Origin of the sequence: Clavibacter michiganensis (assembly GCF_016907085.1) — a bacterium.
GTDB classification, from domain to species: domain Bacteria; phylum Actinomycetota; class Actinomycetes; order Actinomycetales; family Microbacteriaceae; genus Clavibacter; species Clavibacter michiganensis_O.
In genome coordinates, this window is record NZ_JAFBBJ010000001.1 from 1,711,971 (window position 1) to 1,731,050 (window position 19,080).

At 72.2% G+C, this 19,080-nt stretch carries 18 protein-coding genes and 1 tRNA gene; 11 read left to right on the forward strand and 8 right to left on the reverse strand.

The features are described from left to right. Positions 1-5: 5 nt before the first annotated feature. From JOE38_RS07855 to pstB, 8 genes are all read left to right on the forward strand, one after another. A complete protein-coding gene (locus tag JOE38_RS07855; RefSeq protein ID WP_204575625.1) occupies positions 6-704 on the forward strand; it encodes a response regulator transcription factor in 699 nt (232 codons plus the stop codon). After that, entirely contained in the window at positions 667-1,587 is a 921-nt protein-coding gene (mshD, locus tag JOE38_RS07860) for a mycothiol synthase (protein ID WP_204575626.1), read from the forward strand. The genes JOE38_RS07855 and mshD overlap by 38 nt, the downstream gene beginning before the upstream one ends. Before the next feature lie 93 nt (positions 1,588-1,680). After that, the gene (locus tag JOE38_RS07865) at positions 1,681-3,864 is read left to right on the forward strand and encodes an RNA degradosome polyphosphate kinase (protein WP_086520217.1); all 2,184 of its coding nucleotides are present in this window, start codon (positions 1,681-1,683) and stop codon (positions 3,862-3,864) included. 47 nt (positions 3,865-3,911) lie between these two features. Beyond that, entirely contained in the window at positions 3,912-4,862 is a 951-nt protein-coding gene (locus JOE38_RS07870) for an NUDIX hydrolase (protein ID WP_204575627.1), read from the forward strand. A 202-nt stretch (positions 4,863-5,064) separates the two neighbouring features. Next, positions 5,065-6,162: a phosphate ABC transporter substrate-binding protein PstS gene (locus JOE38_RS07875; RefSeq protein ID WP_204575628.1), complete on the forward strand. Its 1,098-nt coding sequence runs from the start codon at positions 5,065-5,067 to the stop codon at positions 6,160-6,162. 107 nt (positions 6,163-6,269) lie between these two features. Continuing rightward, complete coding sequence (pstC, locus tag JOE38_RS07880) at positions 6,270-7,274, forward strand: phosphate ABC transporter permease subunit PstC (RefSeq protein ID WP_239544777.1); 1,005 nt, start codon at positions 6,270-6,272, stop codon at positions 7,272-7,274. Beyond that, the gene (gene pstA, locus JOE38_RS07885; RefSeq protein ID WP_204575629.1) at positions 7,274-8,374 is read left to right on the forward strand and encodes a phosphate ABC transporter permease PstA; all 1,101 of its coding nucleotides are present in this window, start codon (positions 7,274-7,276) and stop codon (positions 8,372-8,374) included. Before pstC ends, pstA begins: the two co-directional genes overlap by 1 nt. A gap of 44 nt (positions 8,375-8,418) precedes the next feature. Continuing rightward, positions 8,419-9,198: a phosphate ABC transporter ATP-binding protein PstB gene (gene pstB, locus JOE38_RS07890; RefSeq protein WP_043673462.1), complete on the forward strand. Its 780-nt coding sequence runs from the start codon at positions 8,419-8,421 to the stop codon at positions 9,196-9,198. A gap of 80 nt (positions 9,199-9,278) precedes the next feature. Here the strand turns inward: pstB and JOE38_RS07895 are convergent, their stop codons facing one another. The 3 genes from JOE38_RS07895 to JOE38_RS07905 all read right to left on the reverse strand — a co-directional run bounded on the left by JOE38_RS07895 (position 9,279) and on the right by JOE38_RS07905 (position 11,929). Further along, positions 9,279-10,142: an anti-sigma factor gene (locus JOE38_RS07895; RefSeq protein ID WP_204575630.1), complete on the reverse strand. Its 864-nt coding sequence runs from the start codon at positions 10,140-10,142 to the stop codon at positions 9,279-9,281. After that, a complete protein-coding gene (locus JOE38_RS07900) occupies positions 10,139-10,741 on the reverse strand; it encodes a sigma-70 family RNA polymerase sigma factor (protein WP_086514237.1) in 603 nt (200 codons plus the stop codon). The genes JOE38_RS07895 and JOE38_RS07900 overlap by 4 nt, the downstream gene beginning before the upstream one ends. A 555-nt stretch (positions 10,742-11,296) precedes the next feature. After that, the gene (locus JOE38_RS07905) at positions 11,297-11,929 is read right to left on the reverse strand and encodes a DNA-directed RNA polymerase subunit beta (protein WP_204575631.1); all 633 of its coding nucleotides are present in this window, start codon (positions 11,927-11,929) and stop codon (positions 11,297-11,299) included. 102 nt (positions 11,930-12,031) lie between these two features. Here JOE38_RS07905 and JOE38_RS07910 point away from each other — a divergent pair. After that, positions 12,032-12,104 (forward strand) — tRNA-Lys (locus tag JOE38_RS07910). Between the two features lie 52 nt (positions 12,105-12,156). On the opposite strand, the gene JOE38_RS07915 is transcribed toward JOE38_RS07910, so the two are convergent. Next, on the reverse strand, positions 12,157-13,197 hold the full coding sequence (locus JOE38_RS07915) for an acyltransferase family protein (protein WP_204575632.1): 1,041 nt from the start codon (positions 13,195-13,197) through the stop codon (positions 12,157-12,159). A 187-nt stretch (positions 13,198-13,384) separates the two neighbouring features. Between JOE38_RS07915 and JOE38_RS07920 the strand changes: the two genes are divergently transcribed. Continuing rightward, on the forward strand, positions 13,385-14,164 hold the full coding sequence (locus JOE38_RS07920) for an SGNH/GDSL hydrolase family protein (RefSeq protein ID WP_204575633.1): 780 nt from the start codon (positions 13,385-13,387) through the stop codon (positions 14,162-14,164). Between the two features lie 39 nt (positions 14,165-14,203). Here JOE38_RS07920 and JOE38_RS07925 read toward each other — a convergent pair whose 3' ends face one another. Beyond that, on the reverse strand, positions 14,204-15,580 hold the full coding sequence (locus tag JOE38_RS07925) for a hypothetical protein (protein WP_204575634.1): 1,377 nt from the start codon (positions 15,578-15,580) through the stop codon (positions 14,204-14,206). A 240-nt stretch (positions 15,581-15,820) separates the two neighbouring features. On the opposite strand from JOE38_RS07925, the gene JOE38_RS07930 reads away from it, so the two are divergent. Beyond that, the gene (locus tag JOE38_RS07930; RefSeq protein WP_239544779.1) at positions 15,821-16,069 is read left to right on the forward strand and encodes a hypothetical protein; all 249 of its coding nucleotides are present in this window, start codon (positions 15,821-15,823) and stop codon (positions 16,067-16,069) included. Positions 16,070-16,306: 237 nt separating this feature from the next. Here the strand turns inward: JOE38_RS07930 and JOE38_RS07935 are convergent, their stop codons facing one another. The 3 genes from JOE38_RS07935 to JOE38_RS07945 all read right to left on the reverse strand — a co-directional run bounded on the left by JOE38_RS07935 (position 16,307) and on the right by JOE38_RS07945 (position 19,039). Further along, on the reverse strand, positions 16,307-17,191 hold the full coding sequence (locus tag JOE38_RS07935; protein ID WP_204575636.1) for a hypothetical protein: 885 nt from the start codon (positions 17,189-17,191) through the stop codon (positions 16,307-16,309). Positions 17,192-17,283: 92 nt separating this feature from the next. Further along, on the reverse strand, positions 17,284-18,204 hold the full coding sequence (locus JOE38_RS07940; protein WP_204575637.1) for an aldose 1-epimerase family protein: 921 nt from the start codon (positions 18,202-18,204) through the stop codon (positions 17,284-17,286). A gap of 10 nt (positions 18,205-18,214) precedes the next feature. After that, positions 18,215-19,039 carry a DeoR/GlpR family DNA-binding transcription regulator gene (locus tag JOE38_RS07945; protein ID WP_204575638.1) on the reverse strand — a complete coding sequence of 275 codons (825 nt, stop codon included), beginning with the start codon at positions 19,037-19,039 and terminating at the stop codon, positions 18,215-18,217. Positions 19,040-19,080 lie beyond the last annotated feature (41 nt).

Here is a 19,080-nt window from a genome sequence, read left to right on the forward strand (position 1 = left end):
TCCCTGTGGCCCAGCTGTTGATCCTGACCTCGTCCGCGGACACCGACGTGCTCCCGGCGCTCGGGCTCCTCAGCCACCGGACGCGGCACATCCAGGCGGATGCGGCGAGCCTCGTGAACGCCCCCTCCGCCGACCTCGTGCTCGTCGACGCGCGCCGCGACCTCGCCAGCGCCAAGTCCCTCTGCAAGATCCTCACCACCACGGGCGGCGGCACGCCCCTCATCCTCGTGCTCACCGAGGGCGGCCTCACCGCGGTCAGCGCCGACTGGGGCGCGACCGACGTGATCCTCGACTCCGCCGGCCCCGCCGAGGTGGACGCGCGCGTGCGCCTCGTCATCGGCCGCGCGGCCCTCGAGCACACGGGCAGCAAGATCCAGGCGTCCGGCGTCGTCATCGACGAGGCCAGCTACTCCGCCAAGGTGCACGGCAAGCCGCTCGACCTCACCTTCAAGGAGTTCGAGCTGCTCCGCTTCTTCGCGAGCCACCCGTCGCGGGTATTCACGCGCGAGCAGCTGCTCAGCGAGGTGTGGGGCTACGACTACTTCGGCGGCACGCGCACGGTCGACGTGCACGTGCGGCGCCTGCGGGCGAAGCTCGGCGACCTCGAGTCGCTCATCGGCACGGTGCGCAACGTCGGCTACCGCTTCAACGTGTACGAGGAGGACAGTGAGCGCGTTCCCGCCCCCGCCGATCCCGGAGCCTGACGCCTCGCGCGTCGCCCGCGTCGAGCCCACCCCCGACGTCGTCCGCGGGATCCTCGCGCTCGGGGACCGCGCCCGCGACGCCGACGGCGTCGCCCCGTTCAACGAGCAGACCCGCCTCACGCTCGGCTCCGACGGCGGACCCGCCCTCCTCGTCGTCGTCGGGACGGACGACCGCCCGATCGGCGCGGCCGTCGTCGCGCGCGGCGACGGTGGCATCGAGGCCGAGCTCGTCGTGGATCCGACCCACCGCCGCCGGGGCGTCGGCCGCGCGCTCCTCGCCGCCGTGCTCGCGGAGGCCGCGGGATCCTCCGTCTCCGTCTGGGCGCACGGCGACCACCCCGCGGCCCGCGCCCTCGCCGTCGCGACGGGCCTCGACCGGGCCCGCGAGCTCCTGCAGCTGCGCGCGGCGGTCACCGAGGCGCGCACGGGCCTCGGCGAGCGCCCGATGCCGGCGGGCCTCGCGCTCTCCTCCTTCGCCGCCGAGGACGCCGACGGCTGGGTCGCGCTCAACGCGCGCGCCTTCGCGAGCCACCCCGAGCAGGGCCGCATGACGCGCGGCGACCTCGACGACCGCGTCGCCGAGGCGTGGTTCGACCCGGCGCTGCTGCTCCTGGCCCGCGACGCGGACGGCCGGCTCGCCGGCTTCCACTGGCTCAAGGTGGAGGGCGGTCAGGCGGAGGTGTACGTGCTGGGCGTGGATCCCGACCGCGCGGCCCGCGGACTCGGATCCGCCCTCCTCGCCGCCGGCCTCGACCTGCTCGCCGAGCGCGGGCTCGAGGAGGTCGACCTCTACGTCGAGGCCGACAACGCGCCCGCCCTGGCGCTCTACCGACGGGCCGCCTTCCGCGACGCCGCGGTCGACGTCCAGTACCGCCTGGCCTGATCCCCGCGCCTCCCCAGCGCTCCTCCCGATGCGGTTCACCGTGCGTTCACCTGCCGGAGGGCGGAGCGCACACCGCGATGCCATGATGGGCGGATGGACAGCGAGACGTACATCGGCGATGCGAAGGCGGTCGCCGAATCCCTGGACGACTTCGACGAGGAGGACGAGCTCCTCGAGGACGACGGGACCCTCCCCGAGGGGCGCTTCCTCGACCGGGAGCTGAGCTGGCTGGCGTTCAACCGCCGCGTGCTCGAGCTGGCGGAGGATCCCGAGCTGCCCGTCCTCGAGCGCGCCAACTTCCTCGCCATCTTCGCCAGCAACCTCGACGAGTTCTTCATGGTCCGCGTCGCCGGCCTCAAGCGCCGCATCGCGACGGGCCTCGCCGTCCCCACGAACATCGGCCGCACCCCCGCCGAGGTTCTCTCGGCCATCAACGAGACCGCGTACCGCCTCCAGGTCCGTCACGCGGCCGCCTTCAACGACAGCGTGCGCCCGGCGCTCGAGGAGCACGGCATCCGCGTCGTGCGCTGGGACTCGCTCGACGAGGCCCAGCAGGACCGCCTGCACGAGCTGTTCTCCGAGCAGGTGTTCCCCGTGCTCATGCCGCTCGCGGTGGATCCCGCGCACCCCTTCCCGTACATCTCCGGCCTGTCGCTCAACCTCTCGGTGCGCATCCGCAACCCGAAGACGAACCGCCAGGAGTTCGCGCGCATCAAGGTCCCGCAGATGCTGCCGCGATTCATGCCGCTCACGCCCGACACGCGCTCCGGCCCCATCGACTTCATCGCCCTCGAGGACCTCATCGCGAACCAGCTGCAGACGCTGTTCCCGGGGATGGAGATCGTCGAGCACCACGTGTTCCGCGTCACGCGCAACGAGGACGTGCAGATCGAGGAGGACGAGACCGAGAACCTCATCCAGGCCCTCGAGAAGGAGCTGCTTCGACGCCGCTTCGGTCCGCCCATCCGTCTCGAGATCTCGGACGACATGGACGCGGTCACGCTCGACCTCCTCATGCGCGAGCTCGACATCACCGAGCAGGAGGTGTTCACGCTCCCGTCCCCGCTCGACCTCGGCGGCCTGTTCGACCTCGCGAAGCTCGACCGCCCGGCGCTGCACTACCCGAACAACGTGCCCACCACGGCCGTCGCGCTGAAGCCGGCCGAGGACAACTCGCGCGCCGACATCTTCCGCTCCATCGCGCAGCAAGACATCCTGCTCCACCACCCCTACGAGTCGTTCACCACGAGCGTGCAGGCGTTCCTGGAGCAGGCGGCGGCGGATCCCCACGTGCTCGCCATCAAGCAGACCCTCTACCGCACGAGCGGCGACAGCCCCATCGTCGAGGCGCTCATCGACGCGGCCGAGGCGGGCAAGCAGGTGCTCGCGCTGGTGGAGATCAAGGCGCGCTTCGACGAGCAGGCCAACATCACGTGGGCCCGCAAGCTCGAGAAGGCCGGCGTGCACGTCGTCTACGGCGTCGCGGGGCTCAAGACCCACTGCAAGCTCGCGCTCGTCATCCGCCAGGAGAAGGGCGGGGTGCTCCGGCACTACAGCCACATCGGCACGGGCAACTACAACCCCAAGACGAGCCGCATCTACGAGGACCTCGGTCTCCTCACCGCGGACGACGTCGTGGGCAAGGACCTCACACGCCTGTTCAACGAGCTCTCCGGCTACGGCATCGAGAAGAAGTTCAAGCGCCTGCTCGTCGCGCCGCTGCACCTGCGGAAGGGCCTGCTCAAGCGCATCGCCGTGGAGACGCAGAACGCGCTCGACGGCAAGCCGAGCGGCATCCGCATCAAGGTCAACTCCATCGTCGACGAGAAGATCATCGACGCGCTGTACCGGGCCAGCAACGCGGGCGTGCCCGTGCAGGTCTGGGTGCGCGGCATCTGCTCGCTCACGCCGGGGCAGCCGGGACTCAGCGAGAACATCGAGGTGCGGTCGATCCTCGGCCGCTACCTCGAGCACAGCCGCGTGTTCTCGTTCGTCAACGACGGCGACCAGGCCACCTACATCGGCAGCGCCGACATGATGCACCGCAACCTCGACCGCCGCGTCGAGGCGCTCGTGCGCCTCGTGGATCCCGCGCACCTGCAGGAGATCGAGGACCTGTTCGACCGCGCCATGGCCGACACCACCTCCGCCTGGGTCCTCGACTCCGACGGCGAGTGGACGCGCCGCAACAAGGGTGCCGACGGCACCACGCTGGAGGACCTCCAGACCGCGGTGATGGGCATCGTGTCCAAGCGCAAGCGGCGCGTGCTCCGCTGAGCGCCGGCCCCCTGAGCGGCGCTCCACGGGGTGCCGACCCCGCTAGCGTGGGGGACGTGCCACCCGCCCCCTCCGTCTTCGCCGCCGGCGCCGTCGTCTGGCGGGTGCTCGAGGGCCGAATCCGGGTGCTCATCATCCACCGCACGCGGCGCCGCGACACCTCCTTGCCCAAGGGCAAGGTGGATCCCGGCGAGACGCTCCCGCAGACCGCCGTCCGCGAGGTGCACGAGGAGACCGGCCTCCGGGTCGCGCTCGGCGTGCCGCTCGGCGCCATCGAGTACGGCATCTCCGGCGGCCGCCGCAAGTCCGTGAGCTACTGGGCGGCGGAGGCCACGGACGCCATGGTCGAGGCCGGCCGCTTCGAGCCGGACGACGAGGTCGAGAGCGTCGAGTGGGTCTCCATCCCCAACGCCCGCAAGCGCCTCGACTACCCGGGCGAGGTGCAGATCCTCGACCTCTTCGCCGGGCTCGTGGAGACGGGCTCGCACCGGTCGTTCGCCCTCATCGCGCTGCGCCACGGCCACGCCGTGCAGCCGTACGAGTGGGACGGGGCCGACGCGTCCCGGCCGCTCAGCGCGCGCGGACGGGACGAGGCGCGGTCGATCGTGCCGACGCTGCTCGCGTTCGGGCCCCGGGTCGTCACGAGCAGCACCGCCGTGCGGTGCCTGGAGACGGTCGCGCCCCTCGCCGAGGCCCTCGGCCGACGGGTGAAGGAGGACGCGGGGATCAGCCAGGACGCGTACGAGACCGACGGCGGATCCGTGCGCGAGACCGTGGCGAAGCGCGTGCGCAAGGCCCGCAGCGCCGTGCTCTGCAGCCACAGCCCGGTCCTGCCGGAGATCCTGCACGAGATCGCCCTCGCCACGGAGACCCCGCGCGCGAGCCGCATGCCGCGGGCCGGGATGCTGTCGCCCGCCGAGTTCTCGGTGGTGCACCTGTCGGCGTCGGACCCGGAGGCGGGGATCCTCGCGGTGGAGACGTACGGGCCGTCGGCGTGACGACGCCCGCGAGTCGCGGCACGGCGAACGCGGCCTGACCGACCACTGTGCGCCCGCGCGCTCGAGGCCGTGCCGATCCACGCGGTCTGTTCACCTCCCGTTCACCGGTTCCGGCCAATCCGGTCAATGGCCCGACATAGCTTCGTCGAGGGGCATGCACCTGCCCCCCTCACAGCACGAAATACCCGGAAGGCTCCATCACGTGAAGATCTCGCGTCTCGGCAGCGCAGCAGCGCTCGCCGCCGTCACCGCCATCGCACTCTCCTCCTGCGCCTCCAACGAGGCACCCGCCGAGGGGGGCGACGCCTCGGCGTCCACCCTGTCCGGCACGCTCAACGGCATCGGCGCCACCTCCCAGGGCGCGGCCCAGGAGGCATGGAACGCCGCCTTCCAGACCGCCAACCCCGGCGTCACCGTCACTTACGCCGGCGAGGGTTCCGGCGCCGGGCGCGAGGCGTTCATGGCCGGCGGCCAGAACGCGGCCTTCGCCGGCTCGGACCGCGCGCTCAAGACCGACGAGCTGACGGGCACGTTCGGCCAGTGCGCCGACGGCGTCAAGCCGATCGACCTCCCCGCCTACATCTCCCCCATCGCGCTGATCTTCCAGGTCGACGGCGTGAAGGAGCTGCACCTCGACGCCGCCACCACGGCGGGCATCTTCAAGGGCACCATCACGAAGTGGAACGACCCGGCCATCGTCGCGCTCAACCCCGACGCCACGATGCCCGACGCCAGCATCACCGCCGTGCACCGCTCGGACGACTCGGGCACCACCGAGAACTTCGCCAAGTACCTCAACACCACGGCCAAGACGGTCTGGGACGCGGAGCCCAAGGGCGTCTGGCCCTACCAGGGCGGCGAGGCGGCCCAGGGCACGACCGGCGTCGTCGACGCCGTCAAGGGCGGCAGCAACATCATCGGCTACGCCGACGCGTCCAAGGCCGGCACCCTCGGCGTCGCGAAGATCAAGGTCGGCGACGAGTTCGTCGGCTACTCGCCGGAGGCCGCAGCCGCCGTCGTCGAGGCGTCGCCCGAGGCCTCGGGCCGCGAGGCGAACGACGTCGTCTTCGACATCGACTACTCGACCACCGAGTCGGGCGTCTACCCGATCGTCCTCGTCAGCTACCTCATCACCTGCCAGGAGTACAAGGACCCGGCCGTCGGCGAGCTCGTCAAGGCCTACGTCGGCTACGTGACCAGCACCGAGGGCCAGCAGCTCGCCGCCGAGAAGGCCGGCGCCGCGCCGCTGTCCGACACGGTCGCCGCGCAGGTCAAGACCGCGGTCGAGTCGATCAAGTAGCACCCGCCGTCCGCCCCCTGATCCGCGCACGCGCGGGTCAGGGGGCGCTCCCACGGGCGGCCCGCCGTCCCCAGCCCCACCATCTCGACCGCAAGGGAACCCGACCCATGACGACCGCCGCCCCGCAGCCTCCCCAGGCTCCCGAGACCGAACCGCCGCGCGACGCCGCCGCCGCAGCTCCCCGCAGCTCCCAGGACGCCAAGCCCAAGGCCCGCGTGGGCGACCGCGTCTTCTCCGGCCTCTCCCGCGGGTCCGGCACGCTCATCCTCGTGATCCTCGCGGCCGTCGCGCTGTTCCTCGTCGTGCAGAGCATCCCCGCGCTCACCGCGCCTCCCGCCGAGGTCTCCGGCGGCGCCGGCTTCTGGGCCTACGTCGGCCCGCTGATGTTCGGCACGGTCTACGCCGCGGCGCTCGCCATGCTCATGGCCGTCCCCGTGGCCATCGGCATCGCGCTCTTCATCTCGCACTACGCGCCCCGCCGCCTCGCGCAGGGCCTCGGGTACATCATCGACCTGCTCGCGGCCGTGCCGTCGGTGGTGTTCGGCCTCTGGGGCATCGCGGTGCTGGCGAAGTTCCTGCAGCCGTTCTACGAGTTCCTCACCGAGGCGTTCGGCTGGTTCCCGCTCTTCGCGGGCCCCGTCTCGGGCACCGGCCGCACGATCTTCACGGTCGCCGTCGTGCTCGCCGTCATGATCCTGCCGATCGTCACCGCGCTCTCCCGCGAGGTCTTCCTCCAGACGCCGAAGCTGCACGAGGAGGCGGCGCTGGCCCTCGGCGCGACGCGCTGGGAGATGATCCAGACCGCCGTGCTGCCCTTCGGCCGCCCCGGCATCATCTCGGCCGCCATGCTCGGCCTCGGTCGCGCCCTCGGCGAGACGATGGCGGTCGCGATCGTGCTCTCCCCCGCCGCGGTCGTGAACTTCGCGTGGTTCCAGTCGACGAACTCGAACACCATCGCCGCGAACATCGCGCTGAGCTTCCCCGAGGCGTACGGGCTCAAGATCAACGAGCTCATCGCCTCCGGCCTCATGCTCTTCGTCATCACGCTGGCCGTGAACATGCTGGCCCGCTACATCATCAGCCGCCGCAAGGCCTTCTCCGGAGCGAACTAATGGCGACGACAGCCCCCTCCCGCACGCGGCCCGTCGCGAGCACCCTGCCCAACTCCCTCACCGCCGGCAAGCTGCACCGCTTCACCGCCCCCGCGATCTTCCTCGTGTCCTGGCTCGTGATGGCGGCCGTCTTCCTGGTCCTCGAGCTCTCGGGCGCCGCCGACAGCTTCAACATCGTCGGCACGGCCGTGTTCGGCACGATCCTGTTCGGCATCGCGCTCTTCTGCTTCTCGCTCGCCGTGGAGGGCGAGCGCAAGGCGAAGGACCGGGTCATCACGATCCTCGTCACGGTCGCCTTCGTGCTCGCGCTCATCCCGCTCATCTCGCTCGTGTTCACGGCCGTCACCAACGGCTCCGGCCGCTTCGACCCGCTGTTCTTCAACTCCAGCCTCCGCAACGTGGTGGGCGCGGGCGGCGGCGGCCTGCACGCCATCATCGGCACGCTGATCGTCACGGCCATCGCCGCGGTGATCTCCATCCCGGTGGGCCTCATGGCGGCCATCTACCTCGTCGAGTACGGGCGCGGACGTCTGGCCCGCGCCATCACGTTCTTCGTCGACGTCATGACGGGCATCCCGTCCATCGTCGCGGGCCTCTTCGCCTACGCCCTGCTCGTGATCTTCCTCGGGCCCGGCATCCGCCTGGGCTTCGGCGGGGCGCTCGCGCTCTCCGTGCTGATGATCCCCGTGGTCGTGCGCAGCGCCGAGGAGATGCTGAAGCTGGTGCCGAACGAGCTCCGCGAGGCGTCCTACGCGCTCGGCGTGCCGAAGTGGCTCACGATCGTGAAGATCGTGCTGCCGACGTCGCTCGCCGGCATCGTCACGGGCGTGATGCTCGCGATCGCCCGCGTCATCGGCGAGACCGCGCCGCTGCTCATCGTCGCCGGCTTCACGCAGAGCATGAACTACAACCCCTTCAAGGACCAGATGATGACCCTGCCGGTGTTCGTCTTCCGGCAGTACGCCGACCAGGGCTCGGACGCGGCGGCCTACGTCGACCGCGCGTGGACCGGCGCGCTCGTGCTGATCCTCATCGTCATGGTGCTGAACATCGTCGCGCGGCTCATCGCCCGCATCTTCGCCCCCAAGCTCGGCCGCTAGCGCCCGCTCCCCCGGCCACGAACCCGAACGGTTAGGAACACCCCTTGTCCAAGAGCATCGAAGTCAACGACCTGAACGTCTACTACGGCAAGTTCAAGGCGGTCGAGGACGTCAACCTGCGGATCGAGCCGCGCACCGTCACCGCCTTCATCGGCCCGTCCGGCTGCGGCAAGTCGACCTTCCTCCGCACGCTCAACCGCATGCACGAGGTGATCCCCGGCGCCTACGTCGAGGGCGAGGTCCTCGTGGACGGCAACGACCTCTACGGCCCCGGCGTCGACCCGGTGCTCGTGCGCCGCCAGGTCGGCATGGTCTTCCAGCGGCCGAACCCCTTCCCCACCATGTCGATCCGCGACAACGTGCTGGCGGGCGTGAAGCTCAACAACCGCAAGATCTCCAAGTCGGACGCCGACGCGCTCGTCGAGCAGTCGCTCATGGGCGCGAACCTCTGGAACGAGGTGAAGGATCGCCTCGCGCTGCCGGGATCCGGCCTCTCGGGCGGCCAGCAGCAGCGCCTCTGCATCGCGCGCGCCATCGCGGTGCAGCCGGACGTCGTGCTGATGGACGAGCCGTGCTCCGCGCTCGACCCCATCTCCACGCTCGCCATCGAGGACCTCATCGAGGAGCTCAAGGCGCAGTACACGATCGTCATCGTGACCCACAACATGCAGCAGGCGAGCCGCGTCTCCGACCGCACGGCGTTCTTCAACATCGCCGGCACCGGCAAGCCCGGCAAGCTCATCGAGTACGACGACACCACCACCATGTTCTCGAAGCCCAGCGTGCAGGCGACCGAGGACTACGTCAGCGGCCGCTTCGGCTGATCCGCCCCGCGCACGGGGAAGGCCCCCGCATCCTCAGGGATGCGGGGGCCTTCTGCACATTGCGGGTCGTGCGGCGCCGATCAGGTGCTGGTGACCGCCACGATGGGCTCGGTCGTGGGCTGCTCGGATCCGCCCTCGGGCTCGACCGTGATGGCCACGGTGTCGCCGGGCGTGTAGCTGCCCTCGAGCACGGCGTGACCCGCCCCGTCCGATGCGGACATGACGCCGGCGGACACGGGGCCGGACGCGCCGACGTACCACATCTGGAGCACGCGGCCCTCGGGCAGCGGGGACGCGTCGTTCAGCACGACCGCCGTCTTCGCCTCGGAGGCGGAGAAGTAGACCGTGGCCGTGCCGCCGCCGACGACGTCGCGCTTGTCGATGACGACGTCCGAGGCCGTGGTCACCTGCTCGTAGGCCGAGGCGACGGGCGTCTGCGAGGTGCCGGGGCCACCCACGTTCGTGCCGACGACCACGCCGCCGACGACGAGCACGACGGCTGCCGCGGCGACGCCGATGAGGGTGCCCGGACGGCGGAACCAGCGCCCGGAGGCGCGGGCGGATGCCGATCCGAGGCGCTCGCGCGGCGCGGCGGACGACGGCGCCGCGGCACCGGTGGCCGCGTCCGCGGACGCCGCGGGACGCAGCTCGGTGACCGGAGCCGGACGGCGGTCGTCGTCCGCCACGGCGGTCGGCGCGGTCAGCGGCGGCAGCTGCGGGGTGGCGTCGAGCATCGACATGAGGTCAACCTTGAGGCGCGGCGAGGGATCCACCGGCTCGGTCGTCCAAGCGAGGTCGGCCGCGGTGGCCCGCAGCTCCTCGACCTCGGCGCGCAGCACGGGATCGCGCTCGAGGAGCGCCTCGAACTCGGCGGCCTCCTCGGGGTCGACGGCGCCGAGCGCGTACGCCGCGGTGAGCATGCGGATGTCGTCGTCGGTGGTCATGATGCGACCCCCATCTCGTCGCGCAGGCGGATCATGCCGTCGCGCAGACGTGTCTTCACGGTGCCGATGGGCACGTCGAGCATCGACGCGACCTCGCTGTGGCTGTACCCGCCGTAGTAGGCGAGGGAGACGGCCTGGCGTTGGATCTCGGTGAGCTTCGTCATGGCCTTCTTGACCCTCTCGTGCTCGATGCTGATCTCGACGGTCTCGGACACCTGGTCGTAGCCGTGCTCGTGGTCGCGGATGCCGATGCGGACGTCGCGATCACGGCTGGACTGGGAGGCGCGCACACGGTCGACCGCGCGGCGGTGGGCCATGGTGAGCACCCACGTGGTCGCTGCGCCCTTGGCGGGATCGAAGCGGGAAGCGGACTGCCAGATCTCCAAGAAGATCTCCTGCGTGACCTCCTCCGACTGCGCGTGGTCGACGAGGAGACGGCGGACGAGACCGAGGACGCGCGGCGCGAGCTGGTCGTAGAGCTCCGAGAAGGCGCGCTTGTCGCCCTGGGCGACGCGGCCGAGGAGGGCTTCCTTCGACTCGGGGTCCGCCGGCCCGGGGAGGTCGGGACGCTCGATCGATGAAGGCACGAGCCCCAGCATCCCAGACCCGCGTGCGAACCGCATGCAGGCAGGGCGGGGCCCGGCGAGCTGGGGCGGTGCTGCGGGGAGGTCATGTGGCGCTTCCGGGTCGTGGTGCGGCGGGATGGGGAGCCGGCCTGCGGGTGTGCGGTGCCCCGCATCAGCCGGGATCTCGCGTCGCGGGACATCTGGGATGGCCGGGCGGCCTGCCACGCGGGCAGGACCCGACCGATGCGGGTCGCACCCTCGCGGGTGACGGACATGAGGCGGGTGAGCGCCTCACGATGACTCTTCGGCGCCGGTCGCGTCACGGATTGGTCACAGGCGATGGGGATTCGGCGGGGCCCACGCGAGCCGCTCGGCCGCTCGCACGGGGGCCGTCCCTCCGTGGAGGAGGGGAAGGAAGTGAGGAGCCGGGCCGCAGGACGCCTCTCGGCGCGAGGCCGCTCGGAGCGGCGAATATTGGTACCCGGGAGTACTGCGGCCCGACCAGCATCCACTGTAACCGAGTCGGCGCGGGCTGTCGTCCCGGGGGTCGCGCTCACAGCGAACGAGCGGATCCGCCGCCGCGACGGGTCAGTCGAGGCGGTAGCTCCGCCAGAGCCGGGCGCACTGCACGAGGTCGGCGGCCATCTGCGAGAGGCGGAGGGCGCGCGTGGTCAGGTCGCCCGCGCGCTCCGGCGACGCCGTCGCGTCGAGGTCGTCCGCGACGCTGGTGGCACCGAGCGCGGCCAGTCGGCTGAACGCGCCCGCCCGGTCGAGGGCGACGGCGAAGTCGCCCGTGAAGAGGCCGCGGAGGATGCTGTCGGCGAGCTCGACGATCTCCGTCGGCCCCGTGGGCGCGGTGGCGCCGGCGACCACCGGGTCGATGGTCGTGGCGACCTCGGTGCCGCGCTGGTAGAGGAGGCTGATGCCGTCGGGATCCTGGCGGATGAGCGCGCGCATGAGGTACAGCCGCCAGAGGGCGCCCGGCAGGCTGCGCGGGCTGGCGCGCGACCAGAGCTCGGCGACCGCGTCGATGCCGTGCTCGTCGGTGTACGCGATGAGGCGCTCGACGACCGCCGGGTCGGGATCCGCCCGCACGCGTGCCAGCAGGGCCGACGCGGTCTCGTGGGCCACGCGGCTGATCGTGGCGGGGTCGTCGCCGCCGAGCATGCTCTCGAACTTGGCCCCGGAGAACTTGGTGGGCTTGTGGTAATCGCCGGACATCCCGGCAAGCGTACGCCGGGCGGGCCCTCCCCATCCGGGCCCCGGGCGTCGACGCCGTCCGCTCCGAGAGCGCCGCCGCCCATCCCGTAGCATCGGGGGCGCGGGCCTCTAGCTCAGTTGGTAGAGCAAGGGACTTTTAATCCCTGGGTCGTCGGTTCGAGCCCGACGGGGCCCACCGCCGTCGATCGGCCGGCCGGAGGCCGGCGCCCGGAGGCCGGCGCCCGGGATCAGCTCCGAGCACCCCGGTCCAGCACGAGGAACGGCGGCGTGCGGTAGAGGAACCGCAGCGGCGTGCGCATCGCCACCGCGTGGATCGCCAGCGACGCGGCGATCGCGACCACGCTCACCACCAGCGGCAGCAGGTAGGGGACGGCCCCGGACGGCTCGAAGCCGACGGCGTCGAGCACGGCGCAGGCCGCGGCGATCACGAGCACGTGCGCCACGTAGATCGGCAGCGTGTTGCGCCCGAGGAAGCGCAGCGGGCGCACCAGCCGCGTGCGCGCGAGCAGGGCCGCCCACAGCACCCCGACCGCCATCGCGAGGCCCGACACGACCAGGAGCACGCCGGGGATGCGGCTGATGCCGGTCAGCTCCACGACCGCGCCCGCGGCGCCGAACGCGACCAGGGCCGCCGCCGCCGCGATGGGCCGCGGGCGCGACGCGACACGGAACACGAGGTCCTTGGCGTGCAGCCCGATGAGGAAGAAGACGAGGTACTTCGCCATGCCGTCCCAGCTCAGGCTGCCGATGCGCAGCACGCTGAGGAACAGGGCGGAGACGACGGCCGCGACCGCCAGCTGGATCCACGGCGGCACCCGCCCGTGCGCGACCTTCGCCAGCACGAGGAACACGGCGAGCGCGTGCAGGAACCACAGGCCCGTCGCGGGGAACACGAACGCGAGCAGCAGCGCCCGCGGATCGCCCTCGTGCGGACGCGAGTCGAGCGGCACCACCGAGAAGTAGAGGAAGCGCAGCACCGACCAGATCGCGAGCGCCCACACGAGGACCGCGATGCGCGAGTTCCAGAGCTCCGGCCAGGAGCGGCGCACGGCGGATCCCGCGAGGAGCCCCGAGGCGAGGAAGAAGATCGGCATCCGGAAGGTGACGAAGGCGCTGTTGACGGTCGCCCAGACCGGTGACGCGAGGTCCTCCTGCATCAGCAGGAGGCCCGCATGGAAGAGCGCGACCAGCAGGATGGCCATCGCCCTGGCCGCATCCACCCAGTCCGCGCGCGCAGCAGTGACCGTCGTTCCGTCTCCCCCAGACATGCTCGGCACGGTATCGGGTCGATGTGTCCGGCTCGTGTCGGAGGGCGACGGCGGGAGGGGGATCCAGTGGTGATCCCAGTGGTCGGGTGATCGGGGTGCGGCCGTGCGTCGTCCGGGGTACGGGGTCCCCCGAACGGGGTGGGACTCGGGCGCCACCGTCGACCGCGATCGAACGTACGGTTCACGGGTGGGGAAATACGGATACCGGGCGGGCGCGAAGGCGCGGGCAGCATGGCGGATCGCCGGCTGGACGGCCGCCGCCGCGGTCGCGGCGTGCTCGGTCGGCCTGGTCGTCGCGGCGATCGGCAGCGGCGGGGCACCCGTCGCGAACGCGGGCGCCGTCGCGGAGTCGGGCTTCGTGTCCGGGCCGGGCACCACGATCGCGCCGGTGGCGCCCTTGGCGCTCCCCGAGGACCCGGCCGTCCTCATGTTCGGCGACTCGTTCATCCTGGGTCACGGCATCGAGACGTCGGGGCGGCCCGCCTATCCCGCGCTCCTCGCCGAGCGCGAGGGCTGGAGCGACGTCCGCCTGAACGCGGCGGCCGGCACCGGCTTCGCGGCCACCTCCGATCAGCCGGACTACCCCGACCGCCTGGACGCGATGGGCGACGACTTCACGCCCGACCTCGTGATCCTGCAGGGCAGCGTCAACGACATCAAGCCCGGCGAGGTCGCGGTGCGCAGCGGCGTGACGCGGACCCTCGCCGACATCGCCGAGCGCTGGCCCGATGCCCAGACCGTGATCATCACGCCGATGACGGGCGTGCAGAGCTACGAGAAGCTCGCGACCGCGTACACAGGGCCCGCCCTCGGCAAGGCGCACGTCATCGACGCGACGGGGCCGGAGAGCTGGTTGCCGGTGGACCGTCCGGACCTCCGCACGGAGGACGAGTGGCATCCCAGCGCGACCGGGCACGAGGCGATCGCCGCCGGGCTCCAGGCGGCGCTCACGTCCCTCGCCGGCTGAGCCGGAGGGACGCGCGGCGGCGTCCGCGCCCCGGACCGCTCAGGCCGCCGGGGCCGAGCCCGTCCCCGGGTCCGTGAGCGGGCGGCCGAAGCCGTCGAGGCTGCGGACGCCACGGTCCGTGATGACCGAGGCGAAGGGCGTGTCGGGGTTGTTCGGGAGCGACGGGCGCTCGACGCGGGTGTCGCGTGCGAACGCGCCCACCACGACCACGCGCTGGGACGGGTACTTGCTCGGGGTCATGAACATGGTGCCGCGGCCGACGAACGTGTCCTGGGCGAGCCGTCCGCCCTGGTCGACGAGGCCCACGCCGATGCCGTGGGCGCCGCCGTCGCCGCCCGTCACGATGTTGTAGCCGACGACAGTGGCGCCGACGCCCGCCCCGATCTCCAGCTGGTAGCCGCCCGCGCCCGAGTTGCCCTCGAGGCGCATCCCGTTGATGCCGAGCTCGGAGACCATGGACGACGCGTTGCTCGTGGGGATGGCGAGGAAGCCGCGCGCCGCCTTGTTGCCGGCCCCGCAGCCGATGACGCGCGTGTTCTCGAAGCGCGCGTTGGTGGGGGCGATGCGGATCCCGCCCGCCGTGCAGTTCACGATCTCGGTGTCGCGCATGACGATGTCGATCGCGTTGACGCCGTCGCAGTCGACGCCCCAGGTGCCCGCCGTGATCACGCGCAGGCCCTCGATGACGTTCGCGTAGGAGTACTCGTCGCTGGCCGCGGTGAAGGCCGCGCGCGCGAAGAAGACCCCGGCCGCGCCGGTGGAGTTCAGCTCGATGTCGGTGATCCGGCAGTGCAGCAGCGAGCGCAGGTACAGCCCGTGGCGGCCCGTGCGCGTGCCGGTGATGCTGAAGCCCGTGAGCGACACCGTCGCCTTGTTGTTCGCGGCGGGCCCGGCGTCCGCGCCGATCTTGCCCTGCACCTTGAAGACGTCGCCCGTGGATCCCGCGATCTGCCGGATGGTCGTGACGCGCCGCCCGTAGCCCTCGATCGAGATGGCCGGGTAGCCGTACGGCGCTCCCGAGAGGGGCTGCTTGGGCCACGCGGCGCTCGAGTAGTCGATCCCCGTCGACGTGACGCGGATCTCGCACGGCGGCAGGATCCCCCGCCCGCCGGTCTTCTGCAGCGCCGCGAAGAAGGCGGTCATGGCCTTGGTGTGGTCCGCGGCTGACGGCACGAAGCCGAACTGCTCCGGGTAGTAGACGCGCGACTGGTCGCCCACGACGGCGGCGGAGGCGGGCGGTACGGCGGCAGGTGCCACGACGACGGCCGCGCCCGCGGTGGCGCCGACGGCGGCGAGGAAGACGGAGCGGCGACCGAGGAGCGGCGGCCGCTCGGCGGGCGCCGGCGCGTCCTGGGCGAGGGCCTCGGCGGGCGGGTCGGGGGTGGGCGCGTGCGCACGCGCGCGTGACTGGGACAAGGGGAGCCTTCCGGTGGGCCGTGCTGACGGGCGCAGTCGGGCGGCGTCGATCCGCTCCCCCGAGCACCGGACGCCCCACGCTGGATACGCCAAGGGTCGGTCCTGCTGCCGCCCGGAGCGTACCCCCAGTTCGGGGAGGCGCGGCCGCGGTCTCCACCGGGCCCGGATCCGCATGGCCGCGCGGGTGCGGACGCCCTCCTCGGCGCGGGCGACGGCAGCGCCGATGCGATGCTGGGTCGCATGAGCATGCAGGCCGACGAACTCGTGATCGCGATGCTGACCGCCGAGGAGACGAGCGAGCGCTACGACCTGCTGAAGTCCGCGCTCGAGGAGCACGACGACCGGGGCGTGCAGTACCTCTCGGGCGTCGTCGGGCGGCTGCTCGCCTACATCGACGGGCTCCGCGAGCCGGAGGAGAACCGGATCGCGCTGGAGCGGTACACGCAGCGGGTGGCGCTGCAGTGGGCGCAGGAGGACGAGGAGGCCTGACGCTGAACACGTCGGACGCATCGTGCGCCGGGATCGTGGGCAGCTGTCGTGAACCGCATGTCAGATGGGCCCCCGCCCGGGCCCGCGTCGATCGCCGACTGGCGCGACCAGGACGGATGGCGGGGGACCCGGGGCCTCATCGTCGACCTCGTCAGGACCAAGGGGTCTCGCGCGACCCCGTCCACCGCGGGGGTCAATCCCCGTCGCCGCCCAGCGGCGTCGAGGATCCCCCTCCGCTCACCCGAAGTAGCCGTTGCAGGCGCGCCTGTCGCCGTCGCCGTCGAGGCCGGCGAAGTCGCCATACAGCGGATACCACTGGTCGAAGAACGCCTGCGCTTCCGCCTGCGATCCGAAGTCACCGCAGTTCCGATCGCCAGGACGGGGCGGCTGTCCGCCACCGCCGTTCGAGGGCGGCGGAACGGGCTGCCCGCCCCCGCCGTCCCCTCCTCCGCGGATGCTCGCGTAGGGGAATCCGGCCGCGGCCCACTCCGAGTAGCTCACCACGCGGTTCATCCCGGGACCCGCGTACCAGATCTGGTCGCTGCCGTCGTAGCGGTAGAACTGGTCGCCCGTGATGCGTTGCACGACCTGCGGGGTCGGGAACGCCTCCTCCTGCCACTCACCGAAGCCGATGGCGCGACCCTGGCCGCCTCGGAGGTCGCTCATGCGCACGATGTCGCTCGTCCAGGACAGGCGCTGGAAGCCTTCGTTGCCGCGGTCCGCGAACCGGCGGTAGCCCATGTCCCGCCACTCCGCCGCGGACAGCTTATGGTTGACGCCGTCGGGGCCCTCGACGAGGATCTCCGGGCTGGTGCCCCACTTGTAGAGGTAGCTGCCGGCGATGTAGCCGGCGTTGCGCACCGCGGGGAAGCCCGCGTCCGCGTACTGCGCGAAGTCGATCCGCGACCAGCGCCAAGCGTTCTCGCCCCCCGGATAGAAGGTCACGGAGTACACCGTCGACGACCACGGGTACTTGACGTAGTCGGTGGGGTAGGCGGCCGCAGAGACCCGCGTGGTCGTGGGGGCGGACGACGCCGGGACGGACGCGGTCGCCGCCTGGGCCGGGAGGAGCAGCGCGACGGCGAGCACGGCCGCCGTCACGAGGGGAATCGGGCGCATCATTTCCTTCGGTTGGGTAATCACCCTCACCGTAGGGTCACGACGCCCGCGCTCCCCCACCCACTTCGGGGGTGGGTCTGCCGACCCCCGATGCGTTAGAAGCCCGTCGCGCGGATCCCCCAGCTCAGCGTCCACTCCTCGCCGGGCGCGAGGCGGCGGACGCCGCGACCGGAGTTGAAGGCGTCGGCCGGCGCGGTCATGGGCTCGATGGCGACCGCCTGGCGGCCGTGGGTCGGGAACTCGCGCGGCGTGTAGACCTGCAGGAACCGGAAGGACGCGTCGGCCCAGAGCTCGACGCCGCGGCCGTCGGGAGCGGTGAGGCCGTGGCGGCTCGTGCCGCCGTCCACGTGCACGTCGCCGTAGCCCGTGTTGAGGTCGAGCTCGCCGACGACGCGGCCCTGGCGGAGGTCCTCGGCGGCGCCGTCGACCGGGTGGTCGGCGACGGGGATCAGCGCGTCGTCGACCTCGGACCACGTGTCCGCGCGGACGGTGAGGGTGAGGTCGGCGGACGGGACGCCGCCGATCGCGAGGTACGGGTGCGCGCCGACCGCGACGGGGGCGGCGGCCGCGGAGTCGTTGCGGATCCGGTGCGTGACCACGAGCCCGTCGTCGGTGAGCCGGTACGTGACGGAGGTGTCGAGGAGGAACGGGTAGCCGTGCTGCGGGAAGACGGTGGCGGAGAGGGTCACGCGGTCGTCGGCGCGGTCGGAGGCCGTGTAGCCCGTGTTGCGGAGCAGGCCGTGGGACGCGTTGCCGAGCGACGGCTCGGAGACGTCGAGCGCCTGGGCCTTCCCGTCGAGCTCGTAGCGGGCGCCGCGGATCCGGTTCGGCCACGGCACGAGGACCATGCCGGCGCCCATCGGGGCCACGACGTCGTCGCCGTAGGGCTCGACGAGGTCGACGCCGTCGAGGGTCAGGCCGCGGATGGCGGCCGCGAGCTGCACGACGGTGGCGCGGAGCTCGCCCGACGGGCCGGCGTGGACGAGGTGGTGCTGCTCTCCGGTGACGGGTCTCATGGGATCCACGTTACGGCCGCCCGGCCCCGGGCGACCCGCCTGCCTCGACGACGCGCAGGCCCGCGTCGCGCAGCCGGCCGACCTCGTGCGGGTCGGCGTCGGCGTCCGTGAGCAGCGTGTCGACGAGGTCGAGCGGCGCGACGGATCCGAGGTGCGTGCGCCCGAGCTTGGCCCCGTCGGCGACGACCACCGTGCGGGCGCTGGCCGCGACCATCCGCCGCTTCACCTCGGCCTCCGGCAGGTTGACGTTGGTGATGCCGCGGTCGACGTCGATCCCGTTGCAGCCGATGATCGCGAGGTCCGGGTGGAGGCGGTCGAGCACGACGGTGACGAGCGGATCCACGAGGCTGTGCTGCAGCGCCCGGAGCGTGCCGCCCGTCACGACCACGGTGAAGCGCGGCATGGCGCGCTCGAGCTCGAGCGCGAGCGTGAGGCCGTTCGTGATGACGGTGACGTCGACGAGGTCCTCGCGGGCGACGAGCGCGCGGGCCACCTGGAGCGTCGTGCTGCCGACGTCGAGCAGCACGCTCTGGCCGCTCTCCACGAGCTCGGCGGCGGCCCGGCCGATGGCGCGCTTGGCGTCGGCGGCGGACTCGAGCGTCACCTCGAGGCTCTGCTCGCGGGCGGCCAGGCCGGAGCGGAGGACGGCGCCGCCGTGCACGCGCTGGACGGCGGCGGAGTCGGCGAGCGCGTCGAGGTCGGCGCGGATCGTGACGGCGGAGACGCCCGCGTCGGCCGCGAGCTCGGCGACGGTCGCGAAGCCGCGGTCGCCGAGCCGCTCGAGGATGCGCGACCGGCGGGTCGCCGCGGGGACGGGAGCGGAGTCGTCGGCCATGCCGCGAGCCTCCCGCACGTGGTTGCTGGAACGCAAGCCGG